Source organism: Acidovorax sp. T1, assembly GCF_002176815.1.
Lineage (GTDB): Bacteria > Pseudomonadota > Gammaproteobacteria > Burkholderiales > Burkholderiaceae_C > Acidovorax.
On record NZ_CP021648.1, the window covers coordinates 147110 to 161012 of the forward strand.

The window sequence follows — 13903 nt, forward strand, 5'->3', positions numbered from 1 at the left end:
GATCAACAAGGTTCCTGAGCCAGGCCCCCTGTTTTTTGCAGCGGCAGGATTGCGAAGGGCAGGCAGCGCCGTGGGACGTCAAGCGGCTGCGCAGCACCGATGGTGCCTATGCCGCCAGGTTCAGCGCAATTTTTCCAAACTGTTGACCCGACTCCAGCCGGTCCAAGGCGTCGTGGATGCGGTCGAGCGGGTATTCACTGTCGATCACGGGTACGATGCCACTTTGCTCAATGAACGACAGCAGCGCGCGAAACTCCGAGAGATCGCCGTGGGTCGAACCCAGGATCTGCAACTGGCGAATGAAGATTCGGCGCAGGTCGGCGGGCGGCTGGTCGCCCGTGGTGGCGCCGCAGGTAACAAGGCGCCCGCCGCGCACCAGGGACTTCATGGCCATGGGCCAAACCGCCTCACCCACGTTTTCGATCACCACATCCACGCCGCGGCCACCGGTGTAGGCCATCACGGCCTTTGCCACATCCTGCGCCGTGCTGTGGATGCCATGGTCGGCGCCCATGGCCAGGGCGCGCTCCAGTTTCGTGTCCTCGCGAGAGGTCACGATCACCCTGGCCCCGATGGCTTTTGCCAGCTGCATGGCGGCCAGCGACACACCGCCGCCAACGCCGAACACCAGCACCGTTTCCCAGGGCTTGACCTGGGCCTTGGTGAACAGCATGCGCCATGCCGTCAGGTGATTGACTCCTAGCGCGGCAGCCTGCGCAAAGTCAAGGCCCTGCGGCATGGGGAAAACATTTTGCGCCGGTACGCTGATCCACTGCGCAAAGGTGCCGTGGCGGTGTTCGCCCAGCAGTTGCATCTTCGTGCAAAGCACGCCTTCACCGCGCTGGCAGAACTCGCAGCGGCCACAGGTGATGCCCGGATGGATGACGATCCGTTGCCCTGCGCGCAACAAGGGCTCGGAGGCATCCACCTCTTCAATCACGCCCGCGGCGTCCAGCCCCATGATCTGGGGCAATTGGTGGGTGATGCCGGCACCGCTGTTGCGCATGTACAGGTCGACCTGGTTGAGCGTTGCTGCCTGCACCCGCACCAGGACTTCGCCCGATTGGCGGCGGGGACGCTCGCAATCGCGGACTTCGACGACCTCGTTGCCACCGTGGCCGGTGATGAATGCTGCTTTCAATTTTTCACTCCGCTGCAGGGTGGCGTGTGTAGCCTTACCGGTGGTCGCCTGCGGCCGCTAAAGCCTGGCCGGTAGTGCCTCGCCGCGCCGCGTTGCAGCGGCCCGGTGAGGCGCCGAAAAGGACAAGCCCGGATGCTGTGCAGCCCCTGCGTCAACACCCTGAGGGCTAGGCACGGCTTAGAAGCTGTGGCGCAGGCCGACCATGACGCCGGTCTGGCTGTTGCCGGCAACAGGCGCCAGTGCGGTGTTGCTCGCGCCAACAGAGGGCGAGAAGCGGGAGTTGCCATCGTTGCGCAGGGCGCCGACGGTGGCGTAGGCGGCGGTGCGCTTGGAGAACGCATAGGTGCCGCGCACCACGAACATCTTGCCGCCGTCGCTGCTGTCCTTGAAGGAGAGGTTGTAGTACTGCGCTTCCAGCAGGATGGCCGGCGTGATCGGGTGCGCCACACCCAGGGACCACAGCGTGCTCTTGCGCTGTGCCGCTGTCGCCGCGTCGTTCTTGCGTTGCATGTAGTTGGCCGCCAGCTTGGTCTGGCCCAGCATGTAGTATGCGCCGAGGGCCGCGCGCTGGTCCTTTGCGTCGCTCAGGTCGGCGGTGGGCGGTGTGCTGAGGCTGCCGTCGGGTCCGTACTGCGCGTCAATCCAGGAGCTCACACCCCAGGTGGGCGCGTCGTACTTCAGCACAGCCGACCAGGACGTGCACTCGCTGCCGTTGCCGCGCTCGCCGGCGCAGGTCAGTGCATCTTTGCCGAAGCTGTACAGGCCGCCCACAGTGAAGCCGCTGAACTTGCCCTGGTAGGCGATGGAGTTGTCCAGGCGCGGCCCGGCCAGGTAGGTGTCGAACGCGCCGGCACCGTAGATCTGGGCCAGGAAGATGTCAGTGTTGCCAGAGCCGGTGAGCAGCATGGAGTACTGGCGACCCATCGTCAAAGTGCCCCAATTGCCGGCAAGCCCCACAAAGGCCTGGCGACCGAACCCACGGCCACCTTGCTGCAAGGTGCCGGTGTCGGAGCCGAACCCGGATTCGAGCGTGAACACGGCCTTCAGGCCGTTGCCCAGGTCTTCGTTGCCGCGCACACCCCAGCGCGAGGCGAAAGAGCCGATAATGCTGGGCATGCGCGTCACGCTGCCGCCAGTGCTCACGTTATTCAGCTGTTCGACCCCGGCGTCGATCAAGCCGTAGAGGGTGACGTTGCTCTGGGCCTGGGCCGTGCCGGTGATGCCTGCACAAAGGGCCAGCGCACTGGCGAGGGACAAGGAGGTGCGTTTCATGAAGCTTTCTTTCTAGGGGTGGTGCAGTTCAAGCGGAAAGTGGCACGGGGGCGCATCGACAGTTCGGTTCTCCAAGCGTTGCATCGTGCCCCGCCAGGTTGTTTGTTGTTCGGTCAGGCGCCGTGTTTTTGGCATTAATGAGTCAATGTGTTGTCATGATTGCAAAAGGGGTGCACAAGTTGCTGCACGCACGTTTTTGCATAAACTCATGGTTTTCCCTATCAGGACATAACCTAATGGATCTGATCGTGCGTTCTGTTGATTTCGCAACGCGAGTAAATAAGTAAATATATTTACTTAAACAGACATCGCGAAATGCGTGCGCCGGATCGCCTCAAGGGGGATGCGGCGAGCCTTCGCATCAGGCGCCATCACGGGCGCCCAGCGTTTTGGCGTACCCGATAAAGAAGTCCAGGCTGGCGGGGCTTTGCATGGCTCGGGGCTGGCCACCTGGGCTGCGGCCCGCGGGGTCAGCGCTGCTGTACTGCAGGTGCTGCAGCAGCGCTTTGGGCCATCTCCAGCTGCATCATCACCATGTTGACCAGCGTGCTCACCGAGGGGCGCCCGGTCTCGATGACGTAGTGCGCGGTTTCGCGGTACAGGGGGTCGCGCTGGGCGTACAACTCGCGCAGCTTTTCCATGGGGTTGCCGCCTTGCAGCAGGGGGCGCGTCTTGTCGTGCTTGACGCGCTTGTAGATTTCTTCGGGCGATGCGCGCAGATACAGCACGTTGCCAAATTGGCGCAGCACGGCGCGGTTGTCGGCGCGCAGCACGGCCCCGCCGCCGGTGGACAGCACCATGCCGCCGGGCTGCTGCGCCACATCGGCCAGCACCTGCGCTTCGAGGTCGCGAAAGCGTGCTTCGCCTTGCGCCTCGAAGAAGCTGCGGATGGTGGTGCCGAGCATCTTTTCCAGCCGGTGGTCCAAGTCGATGAACGGCACCCCGGCCCGGTGGGCCAGCTGCCGGCCGACGGTGGATTTGCCCGAGCCGGGCATGCCGACCAGTGCGCAGCGAATCTGCATAAATGGTGTCCTGTTTTCTTGCCTGCCCAGCGCAAGTCGAGTGTAAGGCGGTGGCCCGGGGACATCGGAGCGAGGCTGTGCTACAAGGCGCGCGATCGCCGCAAGTTCGCTGCAATTTCGCGGCGGTCAGTTGCCTGCTGCAGCGCCGGTGCGGGCGGCAAAACCGCCGCCGGCCGGTGTTGAAACAGGGCTTACTTTTCGACGAAAGCGCGCTCGATGACGAAATCGCCCGGCTTGGTGGTGTTGCCTTCCTCGAAATCGCGGTGCTCCAGGATGTGCTTGAGCGACGCCAGCATCTCGGGGCTGCCGCACAGCATGACACGGTCTTCCAGCGGGTTCATGGTGGGCACGCCCAGGTCGGCAAACAGCTTGCCGTTTTCAATCAGGTCGTTGATGCGGCCCTGGTTGCGAAACGGCTCGCGCGTCACCGTGGGGTAGTACTTGAGTTGCTTGCTGATCAGCTCGCCCAGGAACTCGTGCTGGGGCAGCTCCTTCGTGATGTAGTCGTGGTAAGCCAGTTCGCTCACCTGGCGCACGCCGTGCACCAGCACCACTTCCTCGAACTTCTCATAGGTTTCGGGGTCGCGGATCACGCTCATGAAGGGGGCCAGGCCCGTGCCGGTGGACAGCATGTACAGGCGCTTGGCGGGCAGCAGGTAGTCGATCAGCAGGGTGCCTGTGGGCTTTTTGCCGACGACGATGGAGTCGCCCACCTGGATGTGCTGCAGCCGCGAGGTCAGCGGGCCGTCGGGCACCTTGATGGAGAGGAACTCCAGATGCTCTTCGTAGTTGGCGCTGACGATGCTGTAGGCGCGCAGCAGCGGCTTGTCGTTCACCTTCAGGCCGATCATGGTGAAGTGCCCGTTGGAAAAGCGCAGCGCCGGGTCGCGGGTGGTGGTGAAGCTGAAAAGCCGGTCGGTCCAGTGGTGAACGCTCAGCACGCGTTCTTCGAGAAAGGCACTCATGGTTTTTTGGCAGGAATGAAAAAAACAAGGCCCCAACGGGGCAGGGCTCAGGGCGGCGGCGCAGCCTTGGCTGGGGCCTGGCGTGCGCCCCGGACTGGCGGGCAAACCCGCACATTGTCCGGCAAATGCGAGGGGCGGTACATTTTGTGGTTTCGGCCCCCGTGATGTGGGACAAAGGAAAACCAATGCGAAGCTTCTCCGCCGCCCTGGGGGCACTGTGTGTGGCCACCCTGTCACTTGCCGCTGGCGCGGTGCACGCCCAGGGCGCGATCAAGATCGGTGAGATCAACAGCTACAAGGCGCAGCCCGCCTTCCTGGGCCCCTACAAGAAGGGGATGGAACTGGCCGTGGCCGAGGTCAACAGCGCCGGCGGCATCAACGGCCGCAAGCTCGCGCTGGTGGTGCGCGACGACAACGGCAACCCAGGCGACGCCGTGCGGGCCGCCGACGAGTTGCTGGCGCGCGAGAAGGTGGATGTGCTCATGGGCAGCTTTCTGTCGCATGTGGGGCTGGCCCTGACCGACTTTGCCAAGCAGAAAAAAGTCTTTTTCCTCGCGGCAGAGCCGCTGACGGACAAGATCGTCTGGGAAAACGGCAACCGCTACACCTTCCGCCTGCGCGCCTCCACCTACATGCAGGTGGCCATGCTCGTGCCCGAGGCCGCGGCCCTGAAGAAAAAGCGCTGGGCCATCGTCTATCCCAACTATGAATACGGCCAGTCGGCGGCGGCCACGTTCAAAAAGCTGCTCAAGGCCGCGCAGCCCGACGTGGAGTTTGTGGCCGAGCAGGCGCCGCCCCTGGGCAAGGTGGATGCCGGCAGCGTGGTGCAGGCGCTGGCCGATGCCAAGCCCGACGCCATCTTCAACGTGCTGTTCGCCGCCGATCTGGCGCGCCTGGTGCGCGAGGGCAACACCCGGGGCCTGTTCAAGGGGCGCGAGGTGGTGAGTCTGCTGACGGGCGAGCCCGAGTACCTGGACCCGCTCAAGGGCGAGGCGCCGGTGGGCTGGATCGTCACCGGCTACCCCTGGTACGCCATCCAGACCGCCGAGCACCAGGCGTTTCTGAAGGCCTATAAAGAGCGCTTCAACGACCATCCCCGGCTGGGCTCGGTGGTGGGCTACACGGCCATCCAGTCGCTGGCCGCAGGCCTGCGCAAGGCCGGTGGCAGCGACACCGAAAAGCTGATCGCCGCCTTCACGGGGCTGGAGGTGGCTTCGCCCTTCGGCCCCATCCGCTACCGCCCGGAAGACCACCAGTCCACCATGGGCACCTTTGTGGGCCGCACGCGCGTGCAAAACGGCACCGGGGTGATGTCGGACTTTCGCTATCTCGACGGTGCGCGCTTTCAGCCGCCTGCCGACGAGGTGCGCAAGCTGCGCGCTGCCGACTGACATGGACCACGTTCCGCCGTTCCGCTCGGCTGTCTGCGCATGAGTTTTTCCGGGCTGCTGGTGCAGCTGCTCAACGGGCTGGCCTCGGCCTCGTCGCTGTTTCTGGTGTCGGCGGGGTTGTCGCTGATCTTCGGGGTCATGCGCATCGTCAATTTCGCCCACGGCTCGTTTTTCATGCTGGGCATCTACCTGGCGTATTCGCTGGTGGAGCGCCTGGGCGGCGCCATCGGTTTCTGGCCGGCGCTGCTGCTGGCACCGCTGGCCACGGCGGCCCTGGGGGCGCTGGTCGAGGTGTTGCTGCTGCGGCGCATTTACCGCGCGCCCGAGCTGTTTCAGCTGCTGGCCACCTTCGCGCTGGTGCTGGTCATCAAGGACGCCGTCCTGTGGCTGTGGGGCCCCGAGGAACTGCTGGGCCCGCGCGCGCCGGGCCTGGAGGGCGCTGTGGAGCTGCTGGGTCGGAGTTTTCCTGCCTACGACCTGCTGCTGATCGCCGTGGGGCCGCTGGTGCTGGCGCTGCTGACGCTGTTGCTCACGCGCACGCGCTGGGGCACGCTGGTGCGCGCCGCCACGCAAGACCGCGAGATGCTGGGCGCGCTGGGCGTGAACCAGGCCTGGCTGTTCACCGGCGTGTTCGCGCTGGGCGCGCTGCTGGCTGGCCTGGGCGGCGCGCTGCAACTGCCGCGCGAGCCCGCCAGCCTGGAGCTGGACATGCTCACCATCGGCGCGGCCTTCGTCGTGGTGGTGGTGGGCGGCATGGGCTCGTTGCCTGGCGCGTTTGTGGCGGCGCTGGTGATTGCCGAGCTGAAAGCCGTGTGCGTGTGGCTGGGCGTGCAAGAGGTGGCGGGCGTGGAGCTGTCGTTTTCCAAGCTGACGCTGGTGGTCGAATTTGTGGTGATGGCCGGCGTCCTCATCTGGCGCCCCTGGGGCCTGATGGGCCGCGCGCAGGCCGCTGCGCGCACGCCGGGCGAGCCCGAACGGCCCCTGCGCCCCGCGGGCCGTGCCGCCACCGTGGCGTGGTGCGCGCTGCTGGCCGTGCTGGTGCTGCTGCCCTTCGCGGCGGGCCAGCACAGCTATGCTGCCGTGCTGCTGACCGATGTCTGCATCGCCGCGCTGTTCGCTGCCAGCCTGCATTTCATCCTGGGGCCGGGGGGCATGCATTCCTTTGGTCATGCGGCCTATTTCGGCCTGGGAGCCTATGGCGCGGCGCTGCTTGTACGCTGGGTGGATGCACCGTTCGGCGTCGTGCTCATGCTCGCGCCGCTGCTGGCGGCGGCGGGTGCGCTGCTCTTTGGCTGGTTCTGCGTGCGCCTCTCGGGCGTCTACCTCACCATGCTCACGCTCGCGTTCGCGCAGATCACCTGGGCCATCGCGTTCCAGTGGGACGGCCTCACGGGTGGCAGCAACGGCCTGACCGGCGTCTGGCCGCCCGAGCTGTTCACGCAGGGCGCCGCCTTTTACTGGCTGGTGCTTGCCGTGTGCGCGGCGGGCCTGTACGTGCTGCGGCGCATGCTGTTCGCGCCCTTCGGCTGGTCGCTGCGCGCTGCGCGCGACTCCGGCGCGCGCGCGCAGGCCATCGGCATCGACGTGCGCGGCACGCAGTGGGCGGCTTTCGTGGTGGCAGGCCTGTTTGCGGGCCTGGCGGGCGCGCTGGCCGCGTATTCCAAGGGCAGCATCGCGCCCGATGTGCTGTGGGTCACCAAGTCGGTCGATGCGCTGGTCATGGTGCTGCTGGGCGGCATGCAGACGCTCGCAGGCCCCATCGTGGGGGCGGGCGCTTTCACGTGGCTGCACGACAGCGTGGCGCGCAGCACCGAGTATTGGCGCGCGCTGCTGGGCGGCGTGATGCTGCTGCTGGTGTTGCTGTTTCCACAGGGAATTTCGGGTTTTGCGCAAGCGTGGCAAGCGTGGACAGCTCATAAAAAAGGAGCGATATGACCCTGCTGCGCGTGGAGGACCTGTCCAAATCCTTCGGCGGCGTGCAGGCCGTGCAGGGGCTCTCGTTTGCGCTGGCCGAGGGTGAACTGCTCGCCCTCATCGGCCCCAACGGCGCGGGCAAGACCACCACCTTCAACATGGCCGGCGGCCAGCTCGCCCCCGATGGCGGGCGCGTGTTGCTGGATGGCCGCGACATCACCGCCCTGTCGCCGCGCGCCATCTGGCGCCTGGGTGTGGGCCGCACCTTCCAGATTGCGCAGACGCTCATGAGCTTCACCGTGCTGGAGAACGTGCAAATGGCGCTGCTTTCCCACGACGGCCACGCCTGGCGCTGGTGGCGCCGCGCTGGCGCGCATCGGCCGCAGGACGCGCTGGCGCTGCTCGCGCAGGTGGGCATGCAGGAACAGGCGCAGCGCCCGTGCAGCGAACTCGCCTATGGCGACGTGAAGCGCGTGGAACTGGCGATCGCTCTCGCGCACGCGCCGCGCCTGCTGCTCATGGACGAGCCCACGGCCGGCATGGCGCCCGCCGAGCGCGTGGCCCTCATGCAGCTCGTGCGCCGCATCGCGCGCGAGCGGCGCATGGGCGTGCTGTTCACCGAGCACAGCATGGACGTGGTCTTCGGCCAAGCCGACCGCGTGGCCGTGCTGGTGCGCGGCCAGTTGCTGGCCGCAGGCACGCCCGAGGCCATCCGCCAGGACGCGCGCGTGCAGGCCGCGTACCTGGGCGGCTCTGAAAATGATAGCTGTCAGCGCTTGCCAGACAAGCGCGAAGTGCCAAAAACACCATTACTCATCGTGGAAGGGCTGCATGCCTGGTATGGCGCGGCTCACATCCTGCACGGCGTCTCGCTCTCCGTGGGGCGCGGCGAGGTTGTGGCCCTCATGGGCCGCAACGGCGCGGGCAAGTCCACTACGCTCAAGAGCATTGCCGGACTGCTCGGCCGCACCGAGGGCCGCGTGGACTTCATGGGGCGGCCTTTGCGCGGCAAGGCCCCGCACCAGATCGCGCGCGCAGGGCTGGGCTACGTGCCCGAGGACCGGCGCATCTTCACGGACCTGACCGTGCAGGAAAACCTGGAAGCCGGCCGCCAGCCGCCGCGCGCGTGGCCCGATGGCGAACCGGCGCCGCACTGGACGCCGGAGCGCCTGTTCACGCTCTTCCCCAACCTGGGCGAGATGCCCGGCCGCCTGGGCGGGCGCATGAGTGGCGGCGAGCAGCAGATGCTCACGGTGGCGCGCACGCTCATGGGCCAGCCCTTCATGGTGCTGCTCGACGAGCCCTCCGAAGGCGTGGCCCCCGTCATCGTCGAGCAGATGGCCCACGCTATCCGCGCGCTCAAGAGCCAAGGCGTGGGCATCCTGCTCAGCGAGCAGAACCTGGCCCTGGCCGAGGCTGTAGCCGACCGCGTCTGCGTGCTGGAAAAGGGCTGCATCGTGCACACCGCGCCCATGGCCGATTTCACGGGCGATGCGGGGGCGCGGCAGGCGTACCTGGGGGTTTAAGGTGGCCGTGCGGCGCCAGTACCCGGGCGGTTGATTTTGATAATAATGGCCTAAAGCGCTTATGTATCAAGCGAATTAAGCTATCAATAATGTAGTAAAAACCTGCCCGGAAAGATGCAGCGGCTGAAAGCCTCTCAGGCCGCAGGCCCGCGCAGCACGCGCCGGTATTGCACGGCCTCGGCCACATGGGCCACCTGGGTGCTGGCGGCGCCCGCCAGGTCGGCGATGGTGCGCGCCACCTTCAGGGTGCGGTGCGTGCTGCGGGCCGACCAGCCCAGGCGCGCTGCGGCAGTTTGCAGAAACTGCGCGGCGGAGGGCTCCAGCGCGGTGTGGGTGTCGATTTCCTGGCCCTGCAGCGCCTGGTTGGTTTTGCCCTGGCGGGTGATGGCCGCCAGGCGCGCGCGGGCCACGCGCTCGCGCACGGCGGCGCTGGTCTCGCCCGGTGGTGCGTTCAGCAGGTCGTTGGCGGGCAGGGCGGGCACTTCCACATGCAGGTCGATGCGGTCCAGCAAGGGGCCGCTGAGCTTGCCCTGGTAACGCGCCACCTGGTCGGGCGTGCAGCGGCAGGCACGCTGTGCCGCGCCCAGAAAACCGCAGGGGCAGGGGTTCATGGCCGCCACCAATTGAAAGCTGGCCGGAAACTCCGCCCGCCGCGCGGCCCGTGCAATGGTCACGCGCCCGGTTTCCAGCGGCTCGCGCAGCGCCTCCAGGGCGGCGCGGGGAAACTCTGGCATCTCATCCAAAAACAGCACCCCATGGTGGGCCAGCGATATTTCGCCAGGCTGCGGCGGCGAGCCCCCGCCCACCAGCGCCACGGCCGATGCCGTGTGGTGGGGCTGGCAGGTGGGCCGTTGCGCCCAGCGCGCGGGGGTGAAGCGCCCGGCCAGGCTGGCCACGGCGGCGCTCTCCAGGGCCTCCTCCATGGTCATGGCCGGCAGCAGCCCGGCAAAGCGCTGGGCCAGCATGGATTTGCCGGAGCCGGGCGGCCCCATCATCAGCAGGCTGTGCCCACCGGCGGCGGCGATTTCGAGTGCGCGCTTGGATGCCGCCTGGCCCTTGACATCCGACAGGTCGGCATAGGTCATCTGTGTGGCCAGCGGCGTGGGGTGGAGCAGGCACCAGCCGTCGTCCGTGGCGCTGGCGTCGTCGATGGGGTCCTGGCTGCCTGCCGGCAGGAACTGCCGTACGACATCCAGCAGGTGGCGGGCGCGGTAAACCTGTGCGTCGGGCACCAGGGCGGCTTCTTCGGCGCTGCCCGGCGGCAGCACCAGGCGCACCGCCACCTGCTGGGCGCGCAGCGCCAGGCTGGTGGCCAGCGCGCCGCGCACAGGGCGCAATTGGCCCGATAGCGACAGCTCGCCCGCGAATTCATGGCCGGCCAGGCGGCTGGCGTCGATTTGTCCGCTGGCGGCCAGCAGCCCCAGGGCAATGGGCAGGTCAAAGCGCCCAGAATCCTTGGGCAGGTCGGCCGGCGCCAGGTTGACGGTGATGCGCTTGTTGTGCGGGAACTCCAGCCCCGCGTTCTGCAGCGCCGAGCGCACCCGTTCGCGCGCCTCCTTCACCTCCACGTCGGCCAGGCCGACCAGCGTGAAACTGGGAAGCCCGTTGGCCAGATGCACCTCGACGGTGACGGAGGGCGCCTCCAGCCCCAGAAGCGCGCGGCTTTGCACCAATGCAAGACTCATGAACGGTTTTCTCCCCAGATAGGTGCGGTGTGCGGGTGGCTGTCATCCGTCGGTCCCGCCGCGCACCAAGGAGGTGCGGTGGCGCGGCGCTACCACCAATGTAAGCGAATGCACGATGTGGGCGTGTGGCTTGCCGCCACAGCGATGCGCGACATGGCACGGACCGTGCTTAACACGACTGTCCCTAATCATTGTCCAACCGGAGGAAACATGACCCGCGCATCCATCAAGCTCTTGAGCGTCGCCTTTGTTGCAGCCCTGCCATTGCTGGCCAGCGCCCAGCTCACCGGCAATGTCAGCATGACCAGCAACTACAAGTTCCGGGGGCAGGACCAGGACACCAGCAAGGTGAGTGCGTTCAAGCCAGCAGTGCAGGGCGGTTTTGACTATGCCTTCGGTGACACCGGCTGGTATGTCGGCAACTGGAACTCCAGCGTGAACTGGCTGTCCGGCAACTCGCTGGAATCCGATGTCTACGGCGGCTACAAATTCAAGGCCGGCGAGGTGGATATGGATGTGGGCGCGTTGGCCTATCTGTACCCCGGCAACACCAGTGGCAACACCGTCGAGCTCTATGGTGCCGCCACGTTTGGCCCGTTCGTCGCCAAGTATTCGCACACGGTGTCCAAGGACTATTTCGGCTGGGCAGGCGCCAAGGCCGGATCGGGCCTGCGGGGCCGCAACACGGGCTATCTGAACCTGGCGCTGGCGCAGGAAGTGATGCCCAAGGTAACGCTCAAGGCATCGGTGGGCTTTACCCGCTTTTCCGGCGACATCAAGGACACCGGCGTGCCCAACTACATGGATTACAGCGTCGGCGGTGCCTACGACTTTGGCGATGGCCTGACACTGGGCGCTGCTATCGTGGGCGCCAACAAGAAAGACTTCTTCGGCCCCGTCAACAAAGCCCGCGTGGTCGCCACGCTCACCAAAACCCTGTAATCAACGGCAGGCACCCCTGCGGTGCCGTCTATCGGAGGAACCTCAAATGAAAATGGTGACAGCCATCATCAAACCCTTCAAGCTCGACGAAGTGCGCGAAGCCCTCTCCGACATCGGGGTGCAAGGCATCACGGTGACCGAGGTCAAGGGCTTCGGGCGCCAGAAGGGCCATACCGAGCTGTACCGCGGCGCGGAATACGTGGTCGATTTTCTGCCCAAGGTCAAGATCGAGGCCGCCGTGGCCGATGAACTGGTGGACCGCGTGATCGAAGCCATCGAAGGCGCGGCACGCACCGGCAAGATTGGTGACGGCAAGATTTTCGTCACCCATCTGGAGCAGGTGGTGCGCATTCGCACCGGTGAAACCGGCAAGGAAGCCCTTTAAGCGCCGGCCAAGGCCCGCTGCATCCCACACAGAGAACATGCCATGAAAAAACTGCTTGCCTCCTTCGTTCTGGGACTGAGCCTGCTTTGCGCAGGATCCATGTCCCTGGCCCAGGCCCCTGCCCCGGCCGAAACCACCACGGCCGCCCCGGCGGCCGATGCCGCCGCACCTGCTGCCCCCGAGGCGGCTGCGGCACCGGCGCCCGCCGCCGCCACGGCTGCAGCTGCCGAGGCTGCGCCCGCAGCGCCAGCGCCCAAGCTCGACTCCGGCGACACCGCGTGGATGCTGACCTCCACCATGCTCGTGATCCTGATGGTGATCCCGGGACTGGCTCTGTTCTACGGCGGCCTGGCCCGCTCCAAGAACATGCTGTCGGTGCTGGTGCAGGTGTTCGTGATCTTCGCGTTGATCACCGTGCTGTGGGCCGTTTACGGCTACAGCCTGACCTTCGCCGGCGAGGGTCAGTTCTTCGGCGGGTTTGACAAGATCTTCCTCAAGGGCATTGCGCCCGACACGCTGTCGGGCCTGCTGCCGACCATCCCTGAGTACGTGTTCGTGGCCTTCCAGTCCACCTTTGCCGCCATCACCGTGGCGCTGATCGTGGGTTCGTTCGCCGAGCGCATCAAGTTTGCCGCCGTGCTGATCTTTGCCGTGCTGTGGTTCACCTTCAGCTACATCCCCATGGCCCACATGGTGTGGGGCGGCGGCCTTTTGGGCAAGGATGGCGCGCTCGACTTCGCGGGCGGCACCGTGGTGCACATCAACGCCGGTATCGCCGGCCTGGTGGGCGCCTACATGGTGGGCAAGCGCATCGGCTTCGGCAAGGAAGCGCTCACGCCCCACAGCCTGACGCTGACCATGGTGGGCGCCTCGCTGCTGTGGGTGGGCTGGTTCGGCTTCAACGCCGGTTCGGCCGGTGCCGCCAACGGCGTGGCCGGCCTGGCCTTCATCAACACCATCCTGGCCACGGGCGCTGCCACGCTGTCCTGGCTGGCTGGTGAAGCCCTGCACAAAGGCAAGGCCTCGATGCTGGGTGCGGCCTCGGGTGCGGTGGCCGGTCTGGTGGCGGTCACGCCGGCTGCCGGTTTCGTGGGCCCCATGGGTTCCATCGTGCTGGGCCTGATTGCTGGCGTGATCTGCCTGTGGGGTGTGGGTGGCCTCAAGAAGATGCTGGGTGCCGACGATGCGTTCGATGTGTTTGGCGTGCATGGCGTGGGCGGCATCGTCGGCGCCATCCTGACGGCGGTGTTTGCCTCGCAAAGCCTGGGTGGCACGGGCGGCCTGACCCCCGACACCTTTGCCATGGGTGCGCAGCTGTGGATCCAGGTCAAGAGCGTGTTGCTCACCATCGTGTGGTCGGGCGTGGTCTCCTTCATCGCCTACAAGATCGCCGATCTGCTGGTGGGCCTGCGTGTCCCCGAAGAAGCCGAGCGCGAAGGTCTGGACATCACCTCGCACGGCGAAACGGCATACAACCGCTGACAACCCCCCGCTGCGGCGTCTGGTGGCGCCGCAGCGCCCTAAAATTTCGGTGAGTGTCTCTTCAAGGTTTTGGCCCGCCCTTTCGGCGGGCCTTTTTTATGGGATGAAGCAGCAGCTTGCAGCCTGCCCAGCCGCCGCGCCAGCGGATTGCATGGCCGCTGTTCAAAAAATTCATGCG

Annotated in this window: 11 protein-coding genes; 6 read left to right on the forward strand and 5 right to left on the reverse strand. The window is 66.3% G+C overall.

Annotated elements, in window-relative coordinates; genetic code table 11:
* Nucleotides 1-106 precede the first annotated feature (106 nt).
* From CCX87_RS00640 to CCX87_RS00655, 4 genes are all read right to left on the reverse strand, one after another.
* Complete coding sequence (locus CCX87_RS00640; protein WP_087742985.1) at nucleotides 107-1141, reverse strand: zinc-binding dehydrogenase; 1035 nt, start codon at nucleotides 1139-1141, stop codon at nucleotides 107-109.
* Between the two features lie 177 nt (nucleotides 1142-1318).
* Entirely contained in the window at nucleotides 1319-2413 is a 1095-nt protein-coding gene (locus CCX87_RS00645) for a porin (RefSeq protein WP_087742986.1), read from the reverse strand.
* Between the two features lie 470 nt (nucleotides 2414-2883).
* Nucleotides 2884-3435 carry a shikimate kinase gene (locus tag CCX87_RS00650; RefSeq protein ID WP_087742987.1) on the reverse strand — a complete coding sequence of 184 codons (552 nt, stop codon included), beginning with the start codon at nucleotides 3433-3435 and terminating at the stop codon, nucleotides 2884-2886.
* Nucleotides 3436-3626: 191 nt separating this feature from the next.
* A complete protein-coding gene (locus CCX87_RS00655) occupies nucleotides 3627-4400 on the reverse strand; it encodes a ferredoxin--NADP reductase (protein WP_087742988.1) in 774 nt (257 codons plus the stop codon).
* A 185-nt stretch (nucleotides 4401-4585) separates the two neighbouring features.
* Here CCX87_RS00655 and CCX87_RS00660 point away from each other — a divergent pair, with 185 nt between their 5' ends.
* The 3 genes from CCX87_RS00660 to CCX87_RS00670 are packed head-to-tail and all read left to right on the forward strand — an operon-like array spanning nucleotide 4586 to nucleotide 9231.
* Entirely contained in the window at nucleotides 4586-5791 is a 1206-nt protein-coding gene (locus CCX87_RS00660) for an ABC transporter substrate-binding protein (RefSeq protein ID WP_087742989.1), read from the forward strand.
* Nucleotides 5792-5830: 39 nt separating this feature from the next.
* Complete coding sequence (locus CCX87_RS00665) at nucleotides 5831-7726, forward strand: ABC transporter permease (RefSeq protein WP_087742990.1); 1896 nt, start codon at nucleotides 5831-5833, stop codon at nucleotides 7724-7726.
* Nucleotides 7723-9231, forward strand: coding sequence for an ATP-binding cassette domain-containing protein (locus CCX87_RS00670; RefSeq protein WP_087742991.1), 1509 nt, complete (start codon nucleotides 7723-7725; stop codon nucleotides 9229-9231). Before CCX87_RS00665 ends, CCX87_RS00670 begins: the two co-directional genes overlap by 4 nt.
* Before the next feature lie 134 nt (nucleotides 9232-9365).
* Here the strand turns inward: CCX87_RS00670 and CCX87_RS00675 are convergent, their stop codons facing one another.
* Complete coding sequence (locus CCX87_RS00675) at nucleotides 9366-10916, reverse strand: YifB family Mg chelatase-like AAA ATPase (RefSeq protein WP_087742992.1); 1551 nt, start codon at nucleotides 10914-10916, stop codon at nucleotides 9366-9368.
* Nucleotides 10917-11126: 210 nt separating this feature from the next.
* Here CCX87_RS00675 and CCX87_RS00680 point away from each other — a divergent pair, with 210 nt between their 5' ends.
* The 3 genes from CCX87_RS00680 to amt are packed head-to-tail and all read left to right on the forward strand — an operon-like array spanning nucleotide 11127 to nucleotide 13725.
* Nucleotides 11127-11858, forward strand: coding sequence for a TorF family putative porin (locus tag CCX87_RS00680; protein ID WP_087742993.1), 732 nt, complete (start codon nucleotides 11127-11129; stop codon nucleotides 11856-11858).
* Nucleotides 11859-11904: 46 nt separating this feature from the next.
* Nucleotides 11905-12243, forward strand: a complete 339-nt coding sequence (glnK, locus tag CCX87_RS00685; RefSeq protein ID WP_086910987.1) for a P-II family nitrogen regulator — start codon at nucleotides 11905-11907, stop codon at nucleotides 12241-12243.
* A 42-nt stretch (nucleotides 12244-12285) separates the two neighbouring features.
* The gene (gene amt, locus CCX87_RS00690) at nucleotides 12286-13725 is read left to right on the forward strand and encodes an ammonium transporter (protein ID WP_087742994.1); all 1440 of its coding nucleotides are present in this window, start codon (nucleotides 12286-12288) and stop codon (nucleotides 13723-13725) included.
* The last annotated feature ends 178 nt before the right edge of the window (nucleotides 13726-13903 follow it).

Coding starts and splice junctions, on each gene's coding strand:
- CCX87_RS00655 (WP_087742988.1), bottom strand. CDS start 4,400: ATGAGTGCCTTTCTCGAAGAACGCGTGCTGAGCGTTCACCACTGGACC.
- CCX87_RS00660 (WP_087742989.1), top strand. CDS start 4,586: ATGCGAAGCTTCTCCGCCGCCCTGGGGGCACTGTGTGTGGCCACCCTG.
- CCX87_RS00665 (WP_087742990.1), top strand. CDS start 5,831: ATGAGTTTTTCCGGGCTGCTGGTGCAGCTGCTCAACGGGCTGGCCTCG.
- CCX87_RS00680 (WP_087742993.1), top strand. CDS start 11,127: ATGACCCGCGCATCCATCAAGCTCTTGAGCGTCGCCTTTGTTGCAGCC.
- CCX87_RS00650 (WP_087742987.1), bottom strand. CDS start 3,435: ATGCAGATTCGCTGCGCACTGGTCGGCATGCCCGGCTCGGGCAAATCC.
- amt (WP_087742994.1), top strand. CDS start 12,286: ATGAAAAAACTGCTTGCCTCCTTCGTTCTGGGACTGAGCCTGCTTTGC.
- CCX87_RS00675 (WP_087742992.1), bottom strand. CDS start 10,916: ATGAGTCTTGCATTGGTGCAAAGCCGCGCGCTTCTGGGGCTGGAGGCG.
- CCX87_RS00645 (WP_087742986.1), bottom strand. CDS start 2,413: ATGAAACGCACCTCCTTGTCCCTCGCCAGTGCGCTGGCCCTTTGTGCA.
- CCX87_RS00670 (WP_087742991.1), top strand. CDS start 7,723: ATGACCCTGCTGCGCGTGGAGGACCTGTCCAAATCCTTCGGCGGCGTG.
- glnK (WP_086910987.1), top strand. CDS start 11,905: ATGAAAATGGTGACAGCCATCATCAAACCCTTCAAGCTCGACGAAGTG.